Source organism: Kitasatospora sp. NPDC006697, from assembly GCF_042869935.1.
Taxonomy (GTDB): Bacteria; Actinomycetota; Actinomycetes; order Streptomycetales; family Streptomycetaceae; genus Kitasatospora.
On sequence record NZ_JBIAGU010000034.1, the window covers coordinates 94729 to 113001 of the forward strand.

Below are 18273 nucleotides of genomic sequence, written 5' to 3' on the forward strand. Positions count from 1 at the left end.
GAGGCTTCACCGTGTCCCGCCACACGCTCCGTCGCACTCTCGGCCTGGTCACTGCCGGTGCTCTGCTCACCCCGGTCCTGGCGCTCGTCGCCGGCTCCACCGCGGCGTCCGCCGCCACCCCGAGCGATGTCGCCAGCCTGGCCCTGGCCAACGTCGGAAAGGGCGCCGGTTCCTGCTCGACCGTGAACTCCTCGAACAACAGCCTCGGCGGCACCGCCTTCAACGGCAGCTGTGTGCCGGAGTACTGGTGCGCCGACTTCGCCAAGTGGGTCTGGCAGAACAGCGGCCTCAACACCACCGGGATCGACGCCGCCGCGGCCTCCTTCGTCAGCGCCGCCTCGTCCAACGGCAGCACCGTGCACACCAGCAGGAGCTACGTGCCGCAGCTCGGCGACGCCGCGGTCTACGGCACCCACCACGTCGGCATCGTCACGGCCGTCAACAGCGACGGGTCGATCCAGACGACCAACGGAGACTTCTCCGGCGAATCCGGCATCAGCGAGGCTCACTTCTCGGTGACGTCCCGCGTGGTCAACGTCAGCATCCCCGCCTCCCAGGTCCCGGTCGGCACACTCCAGACCGCCGTGGGTTCGGACATGACCATCACCGCGTACGTCACACCCAGTGGCTACTCCGCCCCGACTCCGCCCCCGACACCGACGCCGAGTGTGGCGAACGGGCAGGTGGCGTCGGTGGTGATCAACGGCACCGCGCACATCTTCCAGGTGACGTCGGACGGGCATATCCGGATGAATGACGGCTACTACCCGAGTGGTGGGTGGCGTGGGTGGGTGCCGTTGGACGGTAGCGGGGTGGTCGGCCTGAGCGCTGCGGCTGTGGGTAACACCGTGCACCTGTTCGCGGTGATGAGTGACGGGACGCTGCGTGAGACGGTCGGTGACTACACCACGGCCACCTGGGGTGGTTGGCATGTGGTGCCCGGTAGCAATGTGGCGCAGTTGAGTGCCGTGACGGTGGCGGGCAAGGTGCGGTTGTACGCGACGCTCAACGATGCCAACGGGTCTCCGCGCAGTGCGGATCTGGACCCGGCGACGGACACGTTGAGCACTGGTTGGTACGACCTGACCGGGGGCGGTGTGAAGCAGCTGGTCGGGACCGCGGTGGGGGACACCGTCCGGTTGTTCGCGGTGACCGGGGACGGTCTGCTGCACGAGAACGACGGCAACTACGACGCGGGTACCTGGTCGGGTTGGAACAACGTGGGCGGCAGCCAGATCTCGACTCTCGCGGCGGCGACCACCGGTACCACGGTCCATCTGTACGCCGGTACCACCGACGGCTCGTTCCACAGCGTGGACTCCACCGGCAATGGCCAGTGGAGCGGTTGGGCCACCCAGTCCGGCAGCCTGGTCGACCAGCTCAACGCCCTGGGAGACGGCCAGACCGTGCACCTGTACGCCCACACCACCGACGGCCTCACCCACAGCGAGGACGCCAACTACAGCACCAGCACCTGGACCAACTGGTACAGCCTCTAACCCAGTTCAGTCCTGCCACCTTGCCCTGATCGGGACGGCCCGGCCCACCGGACCGGGCCGTCCCGAGGCCCCGCCACGCCCTGAAGGAGAAGCAGTGAAGCGCCTCGCCACCCTCGCAGCCACCTGCCTGCTGGCCGCGATCGGTGCCACCGCCGGACCGGCCGCCGGGTCCGCGACCGCCGCCACCACGCCGGTCATCCGGGTCATGCCGCTGGGCGACTCGATCACCTGGGGCGTGGGCAGTGCCACCGGCAACGGCTACCGCGGCCCACTCGCCGACCTGGTCGGCGGACAGTCCCGCTACACCGTGGACTTCGTCGGCACCATGCGCGACGGCAGCATGAGCGACTCGCAGAACGAAGGCCACAGCGGCTACAGCATCGCCTCGCTCCAGGCCGGCGTCGACCGCTGGCTGGCGATGGACCGGCCGGACGTCGTACTGCTGCACATCGGCGCAAACGACCTGGACCACGGCGTGCAGGCCGGTGCGGGCGACCGGGCCACCGCGCTGATCAACCAGATCTTCGCCGACCGGCCCGGCATCACCGTCATCATGCAGGGCATCGTGCCGACCTCGCCCGGCCTGAACAACCAGCTGACGACAAGCCAGATAGCGTCCTACAACAACCAATTGAGTGCACTGGCCTCGACCGAGCAGCAGCAGGGCAAGCACTTCACCTTCGTCGACGCACCCACCCTGGTGCCGTACAACGCCCCGAACCCGGAGATGGCCGACGGGCTGCACCCCAACGACCTCGGCTACGCCAGGATGGCGCAGAACTTCTTCACTCCGCTCGACCAGGCCTACTCCAAGGGCTGGGTGACCGGCGGTGCGCCGCTCCCCGAGGGGCCCTTGCTGACCTCGGCGATGACCGGCGACACCGTGCACGTCTACCGCGTCACCCCCGACGGCCTGTTGCAGACCAACGACGGCGACTACGACGCCAGGACCTGGAGCGGCTGGAACCAACTGGGCGGCAGCCAGGTGGTGTCGCTGACCGCCGTCGCCACCGGCAGCACCGTGCACCTCTACGCCGTGACCCAGGACGGCATGCTGCACACCACGGACAGGAACTACGCCACCGGGGGCGGCTGGAACGGCTGGCGCTACCTGCCGGGCAGCCAGATCGAGAGCCTCACCGCCGCGGCCACCGGGGACACCGTCCACCTGTACGCCGTGCTGCGGCAGAACGGCGTGCCGCGCACCGCCGACCAGAACTACGACAGCAACGCCTGGACCGACTGGCGCGACCTCGGCGGCACCCAGATCTCCGAGATGGTCGCGGCCACCACGGGCAACACCGTGCACCTGTACGCGGTGACCCAGGACGGCCTGCTGCACAGCGACGACGGCAACTACACCGCCGGGACCTGGACCGGCTGGAACGACCTGGGCGGCAGCCAGGTCAGCTCGCTGGCGGCCGCCGCCATCGGTACCACCGTGCACCTGTACGCCGGTACCCAGGACGGCCTGTTCCACAGCGCCGACGGCGACTACTCCAGCGCCACCGCCCAGTGGGGCGGTTGGTCCAACCAGTCAGGCAGCCTGGTCGCCCACCTCGCCGCCTCCGCCGACCGGCAGTACGTGCACCTCCTCGCCTCCACCACGGACGGCATGACGCACAGCGAGGACGCCGACTACGGCCAGTTCACCTGGAACGGCTGGTACTCGCTGTGACCCCCCGACTTCCCTCCCGGACAAGGACTTTCGCCATGCCCAAGAAGTACCGGAACAAGCTGCTCACCGCTGTCGCCGGCGCCTCCCTCGCCGCCGTCGCCTGCTCCACAGCCCTGACCGGCTCCGCCCAGGCGGCTTCCGTCAGCACCTGGGAGTCGGTGGCCCAGTGCGAGAGTACGGGTAACTGGAGCATCGACACCGGCAACGGCTACTACGGCGGTCTGCAGTTCTCGCTGAGCACCTGGAAGGGCTACGGCGGTCTGCAGTACGCCGCCTACCCCAACCAGGCCACCGAACAGCAGCAGATCCTGGTGGCGGAGAAGGTCCTCGCCATGCAGGGCCCGGGCGCCTGGCCGGTCTGCGGCCCGAAGGCCGGCCTGACCAACGACGGCGTCAACCCCTACCCGAGCTCGACGCCCGCGCCGACTTCGACCCCCGTCGCGACGCCGAGTGTGGCGAACGGGCAGGTGGCGTCGGTGGTGATCAACGGCACCGCGCACATCTTCCAGGTGACGTCGGACGGGCATATCCGGATGAATGACGGCTACTACCCGAGTGGTGGGTGGCGTGGGTGGGTGCCGTTGGACGGTAGCGGGGTGGTCGGCCTGAGCGCTGCGGCTGTGGGTAACACCGTGCACCTGTTCGCGGTGATGAGTGACGGGACGCTGCGTGAGACGGTCGGTGACTACACCACGGCCACCTGGGGTGGTTGGCATGTGGTGCCCGGTAGCAATGTGGCGCAGTTGAGTGCCGTGACGGTGGCGGGCAAGGTGCGGTTGTACGCGACGCTCAACGATGCCAACGGGTCTCCGCGCAGTGCGGATCTGGACCCGGCGACGGACACGTTGAGCACTGGTTGGTACGACCTGACCGGGGGCGGTGTGAAGCAGCTGGTCGGGACCGCGGTGGGGGACACCGTCCGGTTGTTCGCGGTGACCGGGGACGGTCTGCTGCACGAGAACGACGGCAACTACGACGCGGGTACCTGGTCGGGTTGGAACAACGTGGGCGGCAGCCAGATCTCGACTCTCGCGGCGGCGACCACCGGTACCACGGTCCATCTGTACGCCGGTACCACCGACGGCTCGTTCCACAGCGTGGACTCCACCGGCAATGGCCAGTGGAGCGGTTGGGCCACCCAGTCCGGCAGCCTGGTCGACCAGCTCAACGCCCTGGGAGACGGCCAGACCGTGCACCTGTACGCCCACACCACCGACGGCCTCACCCACAGCGAGGACGCCAACTACAGCACCAGCACCTGGACCAACTGGTACAGCCTCTGATCGGCCGCCGAGCCACAGCCGGCTCGCTCCCGCTGTCCCGTATGCGACAGCGCCCATGACTTCGCAGTGCCCCTCTTCTCCTTCCACGCCATCGGAGGCTTCGCCATGTCCCGTCACACGCTCCGTCGCTCCCTCGGTCTGCTCGCCGCCGGCGCGATCCTCACCCCGGCCGTCGCGCTCGCTGCCGGTTCGACCGCAGCATCCGCCGCCGCTCCCAGCGATGTCGCCAATCTGGCCCTGGCCAACGTCGGCAAGGGCGCCGGTTCCTGCTCGACCGTGAACTCCTCGAACAACAGCCTCGGAGGGTCCGCCTTCAACGGCAGCTGCGTGGGCTGGAACGGGGTGCCCGAGTACTGGTGCGCGGACTTCGCCAAGTGGGTCTGGCAGAACAGCGGTCTCAACACCACCGGGATCAACGCCGCGGCCGCCTCGTTCGTCAGCGCCGCCTCATCCAACGGCAGCACCGTGCACAGGAGCAGCAGCTACGTGCCGCAGCTCGGCGATGCCATCGTCTACGGCAGCAGCCACGTCGGCATCGTCACGGCCGTCAACGGCGACGGCTCGATCCAGACGACCAATGGGGACTTCCACGGCACCAGCAAGAACGGCGAGGCCTACTTCGCGGAGACCTCCCGCGTGGTCAACGTCAGCATCGCCGCCTCCCAGGTTCCGGCGGGCAGTTACCAGAGCGCGGTGGGCATGACCGTCACCGCGTACGTCACTCCGAGCGGCTACGGCAGCTCGACCCCGACCCCGACCCCGACGCCGACCCCCACCACTCCGCCGCCGCCCTCGCTTCCGGTGGCAGCCGTGCAGATCGGCTCGGTGGAGCACGCCTTCCAGATCAACTCCTCGGGCCAGGTCCAGATCGACGACGGTGACTTCAACGCCGGGACCTGGAACGGCTGGAACAACATCGCCGGCGGCGCGGGCGTGGCGCAGATCGCGGCTGTGCCGGACCTGAACAGCGCGCACCTGTTCGCGGTGGACACCAACGGCAACGTGCACATCGACACGGGCAACTGGGACTCGCACGCCTGGTCGGGCTGGTCGGACGTGCCGGGTGCCTCGGGCATCAAGCAGGTGACGGCGGCTCAGATCGGTGGCACGGTCCACCTGTTCGGTGTGGACACCAACGGGAACGTGCACATCGACAACGGCGACTTCGTGGCCGGCACCTGGTCCGGCTGGAACGACGTCCCCGGTGCCACCGGCATCCAGCAGATCGCCGCCGTGCCGGACGGCAACAGCGTGCACCTGTTCGCGCTGGACACCAACGGCAACGTGCACGGTGACAACGGCGACTTCACCGCCGGCACCTGGTCCGGCTGGTACGACATCGCCGGTGGGAACGGTGTGAAGCAGATCTCCGCCGCGCAGACCGGTTCGACCGCCCGCCTGTTCGTGGTGGACAACAACGGCAACCTGCACCTGGACAGCGGCGACTACTCCGCCGGCACCTGGTCGGGCTGGAGCGACGTGCCGGGCGGCATGGGCATCCAGCAGGTCACCGCCGTCCCCTCCGGCAACAGCGTGCACGTGACCATCTCCGCCACCGACGGCAACATCCACGGCATCAACGGCGACTTCACGGCCGGTACCTGGTCCGGCTGGTACAACATCTGACCTTCCGAGCACATGGCGCCACCGGGTCGGGCCGCCCACCACGGGCGGCCCGCCCCCACCACCAAACCGATACCGAGGAGCAGCAGGTCCATGTCCGCTTGGAAGAAGTCCGCCGTCGCCGTCGCCGCCACCGCCGCGCTCGCCTGCTCGGCCGCCGCCCTGTCCGCCGGCCCCGCCAGCGCCGCCACCGTCGCCACCTGGGAGAAGGTCGCCAACTGCGAGAGCTCCGGCAACTGGAGCATCAACACCGGCAACGGCTACTACGGCGGCCTGCAGTTCTCGCTGAGCACCTGGCAGTCGTTCGGCGGCCAGCAGTACGCCGCCTACCCCAACCAGGCCACCGAACAGCAGCAGATCCTGATCGCCGAGAAGGTCCTCGCCTCCCAGGGCCCCGGCGCCTGGCCGGTCTGCGGGCCCAAGGCCGGCCTGACCAACGACGGCATCAACCCCTACCCCACCCCCACCCCCACTCCGACCCCCACGCCCACCACCCCGCCGCCCCCGTCGCTCCCGGTGGCCGCCGCGCAGATCGGCTCGGTGGAGCACGCCTTCAAGATCAACACTTCTGGCCAGATCCAGATCAACGACGGTGACTTCAGCGCGAGCACCTGGACCGGCTGGAACAACATCGCCGGCGGCACCAACATCAAGCAGATCGCGGCCGTGCCGGACCTGAACAGCGCGCACCTGTTCGCGGTGGACAACAACGGCAACGTGCACATCGACACCGGCAACTGGGACTCGCACGCCTGGTCCGGCTGGTCGGACGTTCCCGGCGCCTCGGGCATCAAGCAGGTGACGGCAGCTCAGATCGGCGGCACGGTCCACCTGTTCGGTCTGGACGCCAACGGGAACGTGCACATCGACAACGGCGACTTCGTGGCCGGCAGCTGGTCCGGCTGGAACGACATCGCGGGCGCCACGGGCATCCAGCAGATCGCCGCCGTGCCGGACGGCAACAGCGTGCACCTGTTCGCGCTGGACACCAACGGCAACGTGCACGGTGACAACGGCGACTTCAGTGCCGGGGCCTGGTCCGGCTGGTACGACATCGCGGGTGGCACCGGGGTGAAGCAGATCGCCGCCGCGCAGACCGGCTCCACCGTGCGCCTGTTCGCCGCGGACAGCAACGGCAACCTGCACCTGGACAGCGGCGACTACTCCGCCGGCACCTGGTCGGGCTTCAGCGATGTCCCGGGCGGCTCGGGCGTGCAGCAGGTCACCGCCGTCCCCTCCGGCAACGGCGTGCACGTGACCATCTCCGCCACCGACGGCAACGTCCACGGCGTCAACGGCGACTTCACCGCCGGCCAGTGGTCCGGCTGGTACAACATCTGACGCACAGACCGGCACAGCGCGGCGGGCCGCCCACGACGTGGGCGGTCCGCCGCGCTGTGCCGGACCGGGCGGCGCAGGCCGAGGCGTTGGAGGCCACCGTCGTGCTCTGCTTCCCGCTCTCCTGGCACGACGGGTCGCGAAAGCACTCGAAGCCGGCGGACACCGCGTGTCCCGCCACCCCGTCCCCAGCAGCGGGTCAGCCCTCGCCGAACTGCGCCAGGTACTTCGCGACCTCCCCGGCCTCCTCCGCGGCCAACCCCAGGTAGCCGTCCGGGCGGACGACGTACACGCCCGCCGGGAGCCCCGGCAGCGGCGGGAGGTGGTGCGCGTCGAGGCCCGGTGCCGGCCGCTCCACCGCGAGGACCGCGAACTCCGGGCCGCGCAGCAGGTCGAAGAGGCGGGCGCCGTCCGGCAGGGGCAGGTCGGGGAGCCGGTCGCCGGCGAGCAGGGCATCCGGGGCGGGGGCGCCGCGGAGCTCCGCGCTGAGCGGGCTGTCGGGGTAGCCGACGTCCAACTGGGCGGTGTCCCGGCCGCGTTGGATTCCCAGGGCATTGCGGTGCAGCAGGCTGCTCAGGCCGAGCACGTCCGCCGCGACCGGGCGGCGCTCCTCCTCGTAGGTGTCCAGCAGGGCGTCGGGGGCGCCCGAGCGCAGCACCCGGCCGAGCTTCCAGCCGAGGTTGTAGGCGTCCTGCACGCCGGTGTTGAGGCCCTGGCCGCCGGCGGGGGAGTGGATGTGGGCCGCGTCGCCGGCGAGCAGGACCCGGCCGACCCGGTAGCGGTCGGCGAGGGCGGCGCTGGCGCGGTAGTGGGAGCGCCAGCGGATCGCGCCGACCGTGGTCGCCGGGTACGGAGTACGAGCGGCGACGAGCTCGCGCACCTGCTCGTCGGTGGGCTCGGTGGCGTCCGGCGGCAGGTCGGCCACCAGTTGGAAGAAGGTGGAGTGCGGCAGCGGGCAGAGCGCCAGCCGCCCGCCCGGGGCCTGCGGCCAGATATGCCAGTGCTCGCGGTCCAGGCCCGCCACCTCGACGTCGGCGACCAGCATCGGCGGGGAGTCCAGCCGCTCGCCGGAGAGCGCCACCCCGACCGCCGCGCGCACCGCGCTGCGGCCGCCGTCGGCTGCCACCAGGTAGCGGGCGCGGACGGTGCGGACGGTGCCGCCGGCGGCCCGCAGCACGGCGCTCAGCGAGTCCTGGTCCTGCGTCAACTCCAGGAAGGACGTACCGAACTCGACCTCGCCGCCGAGTTCGAGCAGCCGCTGGTGGAGCACCCGCAGGGTGCGGTACTGCGGGACCAGCCACGGCACCGGGTAGGGCGCGCCGATCCCCGGGTCGAACGGTGCGACCAGGTCCCAGGGCTCGCCGGGCCCGTCCGCCGTCCAGTTGAGCATCCGCGGGTAGGCGGCACCGGCCGCGCGCAGTCCGTCGATCGCGCCGAGGTCGTCGAAGACCTCCTGGGTGCGCGGCTGGATGCCCTTGCCACGGGAGCCCGGGAAGAGCTCGGGCAGCCGCTCGACCAGCAGGGCGCGGACGCCCCGGCGGGCGAGGTCGCAGGCCAGGGTGAGACCGGTGGCGCCCGCGCCGATGATCAGCACGTCGACGGCGGAGGCAGCTGATTTAACGCTGTTAAGTTCCATGTCCCGGAGTCTGCGCTTAACGCTGTTAAACTGTCAAGCGTGCCTCCCAAACTCGACCCCGCCGAGGTCGTCCGAACCGCCCTGCGCCTGCTCAACGAGACCGGCCTGGAGGGCCTGACGCTGCGTCGGATCGCCACCGAGCTCAAGGTCCAGGCCCCGGCGCTGTACTGGCACTTCGGCTCCAAGCAGGCGCTGCTGGACGCGATGGCCACCCAGCTGTTCCAGGAGATGAGCGCGGAGCCGTGGCCCGCGCCGGAGGCGGGCTGGCGGGAGTGGGTCGCCGGGTCCTGTCGCAACCAGCGGCGGGTGCTGCTGCGCTACCGCGACGGCGCCAAGGTGTTCAGCGGTACCCAGCTGCAGGGCAGCGAGCACGCGGCGACGCTGGAGCGCGTCTTCGCGGCGCTGGTCGCGGCCGGCTTCCCGCTGGACGAGGCGGTGCAGGCGTACGCCACCGGGGCCGCCTACACGGTGGGTTTCGTGATCGAGGAGCAGTGCGTCCACCCGCTGCCCGGCGAGGTGGACGCACGCTACGACCCGGCCGCCCGCGCCGAGCGGATCGGCGGGGCGTACCCGCTGGCGGCCCGGGCGGGCGAAGGGCTCTTCACCGGCTTCGACGAGCGCTTCGAACGCGGCATCGCCGTCCTGGTCGCGGGCCTCGCCGCCACCGTGCCGGGGATCGCCTGAGCGGTCAGCCCTTCTGCGCGGCGGCCAGGATCTTGGCCGTGGTGTGGAAGAACCGCACCGTCGCCTGGCCCGGCCACGCCTTGCCCAGGCCCGGCCACTGGCTGCCGACCGGCCGGCCGCCGATGATCCGCCCGACCGCGAAGGCCTCGCCGGGCGTCACGGCGATCACCTCGATATCGCCCCGGGTGCTCCGGGCCGGCAGTGCCAAGCCCTCCGGCGGCGGCTCGGAGAGGAAGGCCACCATCAGCCGCACGTCCGGCGTCACCTCGATCCCGCGGAACGGGTCCGCCGCCAGCACCGCCGCCAGCTCCTCGACGGTGCGCAGCATCACCGGCACCTCCCAGCCCAGCGCCTCGCCCAGGTGGGCCTCGATCCGCCGGGCCAGCTCGGCGCGGTCCAGGCCGGCCGGGTCGGTGAAGAAGACGTTGCCGCTCTGGATGTAGCTGCGGACGTCGGTCAGGCCGACTTCCGCGAACAGCTCGCGCAGCCGCTCCATCCTGACCGTCCGGCCGCCGACGTTCACCGCCCGCAGCAGCGCCACCCAGGTCACGACGGCAGCACCGAGCGCAGCGCCTCCTCGGAGCGGGCCACCACCGCGTGACCGTCGTCCGCCGTGATGATCGGCCGCTGCACCAGGATCGGGTGCTCGGCCAGCGCCGCGATCCAGCGCGCCCGCTCGGCGTCGGTGCGCTCCCAGCCGCGCATGCCCAGCTCCTTGGCCGGCGCCTCGTCGAGCCGGGTGATGTCCCACGGCTCCAGGTGCAGCCGCCCGAGCACCGCCTCCAGCTCGGCCGCGGTCGGCGGGTCCTCCAGGTAGCGGCGGACGGTGTACTCCAGCCCGGCCGCGTTCAGCTCCTTCAGCGCGAACCGGCACTTGCCACAGCGCGGGTTGATCCAGATCTCCATGGCCCCAGCCTAGGGCCCGCCGCCCCCGGAAACGGGACCTTGGTCCCCGGTGCGGGAGGCCAAGGACCCCGGGTGCCCGGAGCCCGGCTCGGCGACCATGGTGGGACACCCAGAGGAGGAGGTCCCGCCGTGTCCGGAACGGCCGAAGCGCGCCGCACCGACGAGGCCGGGGCGCCGCCGCAGTGGGTGCGCGGCCTGCCGCTGCTGCTGGTGCTCACCGACCTGGTGATCGAGGTCGTCTTCCCGCAGGCCACCGCCGCCGGCTTCCTGCTCACCGCGCTGCCCGTGCTGGTCGCCTTCGGCGCCGGCCCGTGGGTCACCGCCGGCTCCGGCGTCGGCGCGCTGCTCCTCCAGCTGCTGCTCGCCGCGCACGCCGGACACCTCTACGAGCACCACCACCTCTGGGTCTACCTCTCCACCGCGCTCGCCTCGCTGGCCGGTGTGATGCTCGCGCTGCAGCGCACCCGGCAGGCCCGCCACCTGGTGCTGGCCGGCACCGTCGCCGAGGCGCTGCGCCGCACCGTGCTGCACCCGGTGCCGGAGCAGGTCGGCGGGCTGCGCACCGCCGTGCGCTACCAGGCCGCACAGGCCGAGGTGGCGATCGGCGGCGACCTCTACGAGCTGACCGGCACCCGGTTCGGCACCCGGGCCCTGCTCGGCGACGTGCGCGGCAAGGGCCTGGAGGCCGTGCGCACCGTTGCCGACCTGCTCGGCGCCTTCCGCGCCACCGCCCACGAGGTGGCCGGACTCGGCGACCTGGCCGACCTGCTGGACCGTCAGGTACGCCGCTGCGCGCAGGAGTACGGCGACGAGGAGCTGTTCGTCACCGCCGTGCTGGTGGAGCACCGGCCCGGCAGCGGCGAACTCACCGTGGTCAACCGCGGCCACCTGGACCCGGTGCTGCTCGACGACGGCCGGGTGCGGACGGTGCACTGCCGCGAGGACCTGCCGCTCGGCCTCGGCCACCTGCGCGGCCAGCCCGCGCCGGCGCCGCACGCCATCCCGTTCACCGCCGGCCAGACCCTGCTGCTGCACACCGACGGCGTCACCGAGGCCCGGGACGCCGCGGGCGAGTTCTATCCGCTGACCGCCCGGCTGGCCACCCGGTTCCACAGCCGCAGCGGAGTGAGCCCGGAGCAGCTGGTCTCCTTCGTCACCGAGGACCTGGCCCACCACACCGGCCCGGCCGACGACGACCTGGCGCTGCTCGCCCTCGCCCCCGTCGACTGACCACGGGCTCAGCCCTCGCCCCCGCCGACTGACCGCAGGCTCAGCCCTTGAACAGGTCGTGCCCCACGTCGCCCGGCACGACGTCCTGGATCGGCCGGCTGCCCGGCCCCGGCACGTGCTCGCCCGGGATCGGCTGGTCGCCCACCCGGTGCAGCAGCAGCACCCCGCCGTCCGCGCTCGACCAGACCTGCTGGTAGCCGTTGGCCAGCAGCAGCTGCACCCGCTCGGCCTGCTCCTGCGGACTGGCGAACGGGAAGGAGCGGTTCTTCGAGCGGATCAGCACGTACTCGCAGCCGCGCGGCGTCTGGTCCACCAGCACCACGTGGGTGCGCGGGGTCAGCCGCGGCGCGATCTGGTTGTCGGCCTCCACCCAGGCGCCGTCCGGGATCAGCGAGGCGGCCTTGATCAGCGACTTCTCGTCGTGCTGCGCCGTCCAGTTGGACGGGATCGCCAGCTCCACCAGGCCCAGCGGGATCGAGGCCAGCAGGCTGACCGCGGCCAGCGAGACGCCCAGCCGGCGGGCCCGCTTCTGCCGGCCCCGGGCGTGGATCCGGCCCAGCACCTCCAGCGCGGCGGTCAGCAGGACCGGCCAGAGGAAGGCGTCGTAGTGCCGGGCCACCGACCAGTGGTTCGGGTTGGTGGAGAGCAGTCGCTCGGCCAGCAGCGGCACCGCGCACCAGACCGTCGCCGAGCGCAGCGGCAGCGCCGCCAGGGTGCCGAAGAGCCAGAGCACCAGCAGCGGCTTCAGCGCGTGGTCGGTCGAGGCGTGCACCAGCAGCCAGGGGTCGTGCAGCACGTTGCGCACCGCGCCGGAGGCGTTCGGGCCCAGCGTCTGGTAGTTCCAGTAGTAGCCCGGCTCACCGCCCATCGCGGGGATCGCCCACTGCACGGCGACCACGGTGGCCGTCACGCCCAGCACCGCCAGCACCGCGCCGACCAGCCGGTCCCGGCGCCGCAGCGGGTCGCGCCGGTTGCGCCAGAGCAGCACGGCGCCGTAGGCGCTGACCGACAGGCCCAGGTCCTCCTTGGTGCAGCAGAGCAGCACCGCGGCGACCAGCACCGCGCCGTACCGCCGCTGCAGGCCGCGCTCCAGCATCAGCAGGGTGAGCGGCACCGCGAAGCCGACCTCGTGGAAGCCCACCTGGGAGGCGACCAGCAGCGGCCAGCCCAGCCCGTAGACCAGGCCGGCCAGGTCGGCCGCCCGGTCGCGCAGCGGCTGGTCGGCGTGGGCGAAGCTGTGCCGGGCGATCCGCCGGATCAGCGGCACGCCGGCCGCGAAGAGCAGCGCCTGGCCGAGCAGCAGCGAGCGCGGGTCGTCCCAGATCCAGTAGAGCGGGGAGAGCAGCGCCAGAACCGGAGAGAAGTGGTCGCCGAGCAGCGAGAAGCCGGGCGGGAACTCGTGGTGGTACCACTTCAGGGTGGAGACCGGCAGCCCGAAGTGCGCGTAGCCGCGCACGCCCTGGTCGAAGATGCCCAGGTCGAAGCCGCCCAGCCCGACCGAGGACCAGGCCCGCATGCCGGTGCCGAAGGTCACCGCGAAGCAGAGCAGGGTCAGCAGCAGGGTCCGCCGGGACGGGCGGGGCAGCCGGGCCAGTCGGCGCAGCACCGCGCCCTCGGTGCCCGGTGCGCCGTCGGTGGCGAGCCGGGGCTCTGCTTGCGTGCTCAACTCATCCCTGCCTGGTCCTGGTCCTGCGGTGGTCGGTCGGTCAGCGGTGGATCGACTCCAGCTCGGCCTGCTGGAGGATCAGGTCCGCGTCGGCCCCCGCGTCGGCCGCGCGGCGGTGGGCCTGACGGAGCTTCAGGCCCAGGTGGAGCAGCACCGCCACGGCCGCCGTCGCGTACCCCGCGGTCGGCAGCTGCCAGTACCAGGGCACGCCCTGGCCGTCCTGGTTCGGCGCCAGCCACATGGAGTAGCTGAGGAAGACCGCCAGCACCACCCCGAACAGGGTACGGGTCCGCCAGCCGCGCGCCTCGGCGGCCAGCAGCACCAGCAGTGGCACGCACCACACCCAGTGGTGGGTCCAGCTGATCGGCGAGATCAGCAGGCCGGTCAGCGCGGTGGCGACGGTGCCCCAGGCCTCCGCCCGGCGCAGCTCCCGGGTGGAGCGGCCGGCCAGCACGGCCGCCCCGAGGCCGAGCAGCCCGGCCAGGCCGGCGGCGGCCACCGCGATGGTGCCGGGGTGGCCGGGGGTGTGCATCAGCCGGGTCACCACGCCGCGCACCGACTGGTTGTCCACCAGTTCGACGATCCCGACCCGCTTGGAGTCCCACAGGTAGTTCGTCCAGAAGCCCCAGGAGCCGCTGGGCAGCGCGACCGCGCCGACCAGCCCGGCGGCCAGGAAGGTGCCGGCCGCCACCGCGCCGGCCCGCAGCCGGCGGGTGAGCAGCAGGTAGACGACGAAGAGCCCGGGGGTGATCTTGATCGCGGTGGCCAGTCCGATGCCGACGCCCTTGTACCGGTCGCGGTCCGACCGGGTCATGTCCCAGAGCACCAGGCAGGCGATGCCCAGGTTGATCTGGCCGTACTGGAAGGTGGTCCAGACCGGCTCCAGCCAGACGCCCAGCCCGGTGCCGAGCAGCACGGCGGCGAGGTGGAAGCGGCGGCGCGGCCAGCCGGCCAGCTTCACCGAGAGGTGCACGGTCAGCGCCAGCAGCGCCAGGTTGACCAGGGTCACCACGACCCGCAGCACGGGAACGTCGAACCAGGCGCTCGGCGCGAAGAGGATCGCCGCGAACGGCGGGTAGGTGGCGACCAGGTCCCAGCCCGGCAGGCGCATCGCGTACAGGTCCTGGTGGTGCACCACGGCGGCGCCCTCGGCCCGGTAGACCAGCATGTCCACCATGGAGAAGCCGAACCCGTGCCGCCGGAGCGCGAAGGCGAGCAGCGAGACGGCGGCTGTGCAGGCGGCTGCCGCGACCCCGGAGTGCCGGCCCGGGCCGCCGGTCCTGTCCGGCTCGCCCCGCCCCCCGTCCGGTCTGTCCCAGTGTGGCCGATCAGCATTCCGCACCGGGACGGCACCCCCTGATAGAGACGGCCCGGACCGCCCCTCGGCCCAGACGAGGCTTGCCACGATATCCGACCCGCATGAGCGCTGACTGTGAAGCCGGTGTCCGAAGGACCCGTGCGGCAGTTCGAGTTGGATACCCGAACCGTACGGAGATGAAGGACGCGTGAGAGGGGCCAACTGCCCTGGGACCGGCGGAGCCAGCGCTGTGGGCGGGCCCGCGGGCGGGCCGCCGCCGGACCCGCCCGGGGCGGGCCCGCGGACCTCCGGTGAGGCGTTGCTCACGTTGCGCTGCGGCTGACGGTGTGTCAGTGCGCTCCGGGGTGTCGGTGAGGATTCCGGGTGCGGCCCCATGGAGCGCCGAACCCCTGGGCAACAGCCGGCGAATGCGGGACGAAAAAGACCCCGGTTCGGCAAAAATCTACGCGCATCTACTTGCCCCACTTCAGTATCGCCGCAACCATACGGGCGGCAGTCGTCTGACCATGCACCGTCATCGAGCGGAGATGTAAAGATGAGGAAGTGGAAGAAGAGAACGGCGAGTGTGGCCCTGCTCGCCGCCGTGGCCCTGGGTGGGGCCTCGCTGGCCACCGCCCAGGGGGCCGGCCACCCCAAGACCGGCGTCGGGTCCTGCACGCTGAAGGGCTACAACCCGGCGACCACCTCGGCCAACGCGAAGAACCTTCCGGTCGGCCAGCGGCCGATGACCTACAAGCCGGACGACTTCGACTGCTCCGGCGCGACCTTCGCGGCCCCCGGCGTGGAGTTCACCAAGTTCCCGCAGCCGAAGAACTTCGACATCACCGACAAGACCGTCATGCAGGCCGGAGCCGACGGCAAGCAGGCCCTCACCGCCCAGCCCACCGCGGCGGTGAACCCGACGGCGCCGTACTTCCCGCCGTTCCAGCACTTCGTGATCATCTACCGGGAGAACCACACCTTCGACGACTACCTGGGCGACTGCGCGACCACCATCGCCGCGGGCTGCAACGGCCAGGTGCAGAGCACCAACCACATCGGCTCGGTGCCCAACCTGCACTCGCTGGCCAAGACCTACTCGCTGTCCGACTCGTACAGCACCGGCGTCCAGCCGCCCTCCGGCCCCAACCACTGGTTCCTGTTCTCCGGCCAGTCCTCGTCCAGCAGCCAGCAGCAGTCCTACCCGGCGAACGGCACCCAGTTCGACCGGTTCCTGCAGAGCGACGCCGGCCCGACCGACGAGGGCACCAACGCCTGCACCACGCCCTCCGGCAGCAGCAGCGGCAGCAGCCCGTACTCGATGATCATCAACGGTGACATCTACTGGATGCTCAACAGCGGCAGCGGCTACTGGAAGAACCCGGCCGACGGCAAGACCGAGGTCCTCCCGCCGAACCGCCCGGGCACCAACATCCCGGAGGAACTGCACACCAACGAGTACACCTGCCTGAACCAGAGCCTCCCGGACAGCACCATCGCCGGCGACTACCTGAACTTCATCAACACCAACGGGATGCCGGCCTACAACTACGTCGAGCTGTTCAACGACCACCCGGGCACCTACCAGGACGTCCCCGGGAACGACACCGCGACGAACAACATCGTCAACTCGATCATGACGAACCCGACGTACAAGGACAACACCCTGATCGTCGTCACCGAGGACGACACCCAGAACGGCAGCAACGGCTCCGACCACGTCAGCAACACCTACCGGGTGCCGCTGCTGGTGATCGGCAACCCGGCCTACGTCAAGCAGCACTACGTCTCGCACGTCGCCTACAACACGGCCAACGTGCTGGCGGCGATGGAGCGCACGATGGAGAACGTGCACTCCGGCGTCATCGACCCGAACGACAACCTGGGCGCCTCCACCTTCCCGATGACCACCGCCGACCAGTCCGCCCTCGGCGACCCGCTGGAGGACTTCTGGGTGCAGGGCGCGACCCCGCTCTCGGCGAGCGCCACCGGCTCGGCGAGCACCGGCAACGCGCCGCTGGCGGAGAACTTCACCGGTGCGGCCACCGGCGGCACGGCCCCGTACACGTACAGCTGGAACTTCGGTGACGGGGGCACCAGCACGGCCCAGAACCCGAGCCACACCTACACCGCCGCGGGCACCTACACGGCGACGCTGACCGTCACCGACAGCGCCTCGCACACCGCCACCTCGCAGGTGACCACCACCGTCAACGCCGTCGGCAACCCGCTGGCGGCCAGCGCCTCGGCCACCCCGACCTCCGGGCAGGTGCCGCTGAACGTCGCCTTCACCGGCACCGGCACCGGCGGCACCCCCGGCTACACGTACAGCTGGAACTTCGGTGACGGGACGAGCAGCACGGCCCAGAACCCGAGCCACAGCTACGGCACCGCGGGCACCTACACGGCGACACTGACCGTCACCGACAGCGCCGCCCACACCGCCACCTCGACGGTGAGCATCACCGCCGACCCGATCGCGGCGACGGTACCGGGCGCGCCCACCGGCCTGACCGGCACCGCCGGGACCGGGCAGGTCGGGCTCAGCTGGACGCCGCCCGCCAACACCGGCGGCGAGAACGTCACCTCCTACAAGGTCTACCGCGGCACCACCAGCGGCAGCGAGACGCTGCTGACCGGCGGCGGCTGCAGCGGGCTGGGCGCCGTGACCTCCTGCACCGACACCGGGCTGACGGCGGGCCAGACCTACTACTACAAGGTCAGCGCGGTGAACGGCGTGGGCGAGGGCGCGAAGAGCGCCGAGGCCTCGGCCACCCCGACCGGCACCAGCTGCCAGGCGCGGCAACTGCTCGGCAACCCGGGCTTCGAGAACGGCAGCTCCAACCCCGCGCCGTGGAGCGTCACCTCGACCCACAGCCCGCTCCAGGTGATCAACAGCTCCACCTCGGAGCCGCCGCACGCCGGCAGCTACGACGCCTGGCTGGACGGCTGGGGCAAGGCCACCACCGACACGCTCTCCCAGGGCGTCACCCTGCCGACCGGGTGCACCAACTACGCGTTCAGCTTCCAGCTGCACGTCGACACGGCGGAGACCACCACCACCAACGCCTACGACACCCTCAAGGTGCAGGTGCTGAACAGCTCCGGCACCGTGCTCTCCACCCTCGCCACCTACTCCAACCTCAACCACTCCACCGGGTACGTGCAGCACACCTTCAACCTCGCGCAGTACGCGGGCCAGCAGGTGACGCTGAAGTTCACCGGCGCCGAGGACTACGAGTACCAGACCTCGTTCGTGCTCGACGACACCGCGCTGAACGTCAGCTGACCCGACCCCCGTTGCCGGGGGGGGGCCCCCCGGGGGGCCCCCCCCCCCCCCCCGCGCCCCCCCCGGGGGGGGGGGGGGGGGAACAAGGGGGCGGGCGGGGGGGGGGGGGGCACACCGGCGGGGGGTGGCAGGGGGGACACCGGC

At 71.4% G+C, this 18273-nt stretch carries 13 protein-coding genes; 8 read left to right on the forward strand and 5 right to left on the reverse strand.

Annotated features, from left to right (window positions below; translation table 11 throughout):
• The first annotated feature begins 11 nt into the window (after positions 1–11).
• The 5 genes from ACFYNO_RS34260 (at position 12) to ACFYNO_RS34280 (ending at position 7424) form a co-directional block, all read left to right on the forward strand.
• On the forward strand, positions 12–1499 hold the full coding sequence (locus ACFYNO_RS34260) for a CHAP domain-containing protein (RefSeq protein WP_388021436.1): 1488 nt from the start codon (positions 12–14) through the stop codon (positions 1497–1499).
• Between the two features lie 94 nt (positions 1500–1593).
• Positions 1594–3177, forward strand: coding sequence for a GDSL-type esterase/lipase family protein (locus ACFYNO_RS34265; protein WP_388021437.1), 1584 nt, complete (start codon positions 1594–1596; stop codon positions 3175–3177).
• A 35-nt stretch (positions 3178–3212) separates the two neighbouring features.
• Positions 3213–4460 (forward strand): transglycosylase family protein, encoded by a 1248-nt coding sequence (locus tag ACFYNO_RS34270; RefSeq protein ID WP_388021438.1) that lies wholly within the window; start codon positions 3213–3215, stop codon positions 4458–4460.
• A gap of 105 nt (positions 4461–4565) precedes the next feature.
• Positions 4566–6086, forward strand: coding sequence for a CHAP domain-containing protein (locus tag ACFYNO_RS34275; protein WP_388021439.1), 1521 nt, complete (start codon positions 4566–4568; stop codon positions 6084–6086).
• 90 nt (positions 6087–6176) lie between these two features.
• A complete protein-coding gene (locus ACFYNO_RS34280; RefSeq protein WP_388021440.1) occupies positions 6177–7424 on the forward strand; it encodes a transglycosylase family protein in 1248 nt (415 codons plus the stop codon).
• Positions 7425–7620: 196 nt separating this feature from the next.
• On the opposite strand, the gene ACFYNO_RS34285 is transcribed toward ACFYNO_RS34280, so the two are convergent.
• Positions 7621–9057, reverse strand: a complete 1437-nt coding sequence (locus ACFYNO_RS34285) for an FAD-dependent monooxygenase (RefSeq protein WP_388021441.1) — start codon at positions 9055–9057, stop codon at positions 7621–7623.
• 39 nt (positions 9058–9096) lie between these two features.
• Between ACFYNO_RS34285 and ACFYNO_RS34290 the strand changes: the two genes are divergently transcribed.
• Positions 9097–9741, forward strand: coding sequence for a TetR/AcrR family transcriptional regulator C-terminal domain-containing protein (locus tag ACFYNO_RS34290; RefSeq protein ID WP_388021442.1), 645 nt, complete (start codon positions 9097–9099; stop codon positions 9739–9741).
• 4 nt (positions 9742–9745) lie between these two features.
• On the opposite strand, the gene ACFYNO_RS34295 is transcribed toward ACFYNO_RS34290, so the two are convergent.
• Together ACFYNO_RS34295 and ACFYNO_RS34300 are read right to left on the reverse strand one after the other, a co-directional pair.
• On the reverse strand, positions 9746–10291 hold the full coding sequence (locus ACFYNO_RS34295; RefSeq protein ID WP_388021443.1) for a DUF1697 domain-containing protein: 546 nt from the start codon (positions 10289–10291) through the stop codon (positions 9746–9748).
• Entirely contained in the window at positions 10288–10647 is a 360-nt protein-coding gene (locus ACFYNO_RS34300) for an arsenate reductase family protein (RefSeq protein ID WP_388021444.1), read from the reverse strand. Before ACFYNO_RS34300 ends, ACFYNO_RS34295 begins: the two co-directional genes overlap by 4 nt.
• Positions 10648–10776: 129 nt before the next feature.
• Here ACFYNO_RS34300 and ACFYNO_RS34305 point away from each other — a divergent pair, with 129 nt between their 5' ends.
• Positions 10777–11877, forward strand: a complete 1101-nt coding sequence (locus tag ACFYNO_RS34305) for a PP2C family protein-serine/threonine phosphatase (protein ID WP_388021445.1) — start codon at positions 10777–10779, stop codon at positions 11875–11877.
• 40 nt (positions 11878–11917) lie between these two features.
• On the opposite strand, the gene ACFYNO_RS34310 is transcribed toward ACFYNO_RS34305, so the two are convergent.
• Together ACFYNO_RS34310 and ACFYNO_RS34315 are read right to left on the reverse strand one after the other, a co-directional pair.
• The gene (locus tag ACFYNO_RS34310) at positions 11918–13543 is read right to left on the reverse strand and encodes a DUF2079 domain-containing protein (protein ID WP_388021446.1); all 1626 of its coding nucleotides are present in this window, start codon (positions 13541–13543) and stop codon (positions 11918–11920) included.
• Positions 13544–13583: 40 nt separating this feature from the next.
• Entirely contained in the window at positions 13584–14885 is a 1302-nt protein-coding gene (locus tag ACFYNO_RS34315) for a glycosyltransferase 87 family protein (RefSeq protein ID WP_388021447.1), read from the reverse strand.
• Positions 14886–15396: 511 nt separating this feature from the next.
• Here ACFYNO_RS34315 and ACFYNO_RS34320 point away from each other — a divergent pair.
• Positions 15397–18129: a PKD domain-containing protein gene (locus tag ACFYNO_RS34320; protein ID WP_388021448.1), complete on the forward strand. Its 2733-nt coding sequence runs from the start codon at positions 15397–15399 to the stop codon at positions 18127–18129.
• Positions 18130–18273: the final 144 nt, after the last annotated feature.

Bases quoted from the DNA above. Each gene is read 5' to 3' on its own strand.
- ACFYNO_RS34275 (WP_388021439.1), top strand. From the start codon at position 4,566: ATGTCCCGTCACACGCTCCGTCGCTCCCTCGGTCTGCTCGCCGCCGGC.
- ACFYNO_RS34285 (WP_388021441.1), bottom strand. From the start codon at position 9,057: ATGGAACTTAACAGCGTTAAATCAGCTGCCTCCGCCGTCGACGTGCTG.
- ACFYNO_RS34320 (WP_388021448.1), top strand. From the start codon at position 15,397: ATGAGGAAGTGGAAGAAGAGAACGGCGAGTGTGGCCCTGCTCGCCGCC.
- ACFYNO_RS34270 (WP_388021438.1), top strand. From the start codon at position 3,213: ATGCCCAAGAAGTACCGGAACAAGCTGCTCACCGCTGTCGCCGGCGCC.
- ACFYNO_RS34280 (WP_388021440.1), top strand. From the start codon at position 6,177: ATGTCCGCTTGGAAGAAGTCCGCCGTCGCCGTCGCCGCCACCGCCGCG.
- ACFYNO_RS34300 (WP_388021444.1), bottom strand. From the start codon at position 10,647: ATGGAGATCTGGATCAACCCGCGCTGTGGCAAGTGCCGGTTCGCGCTG.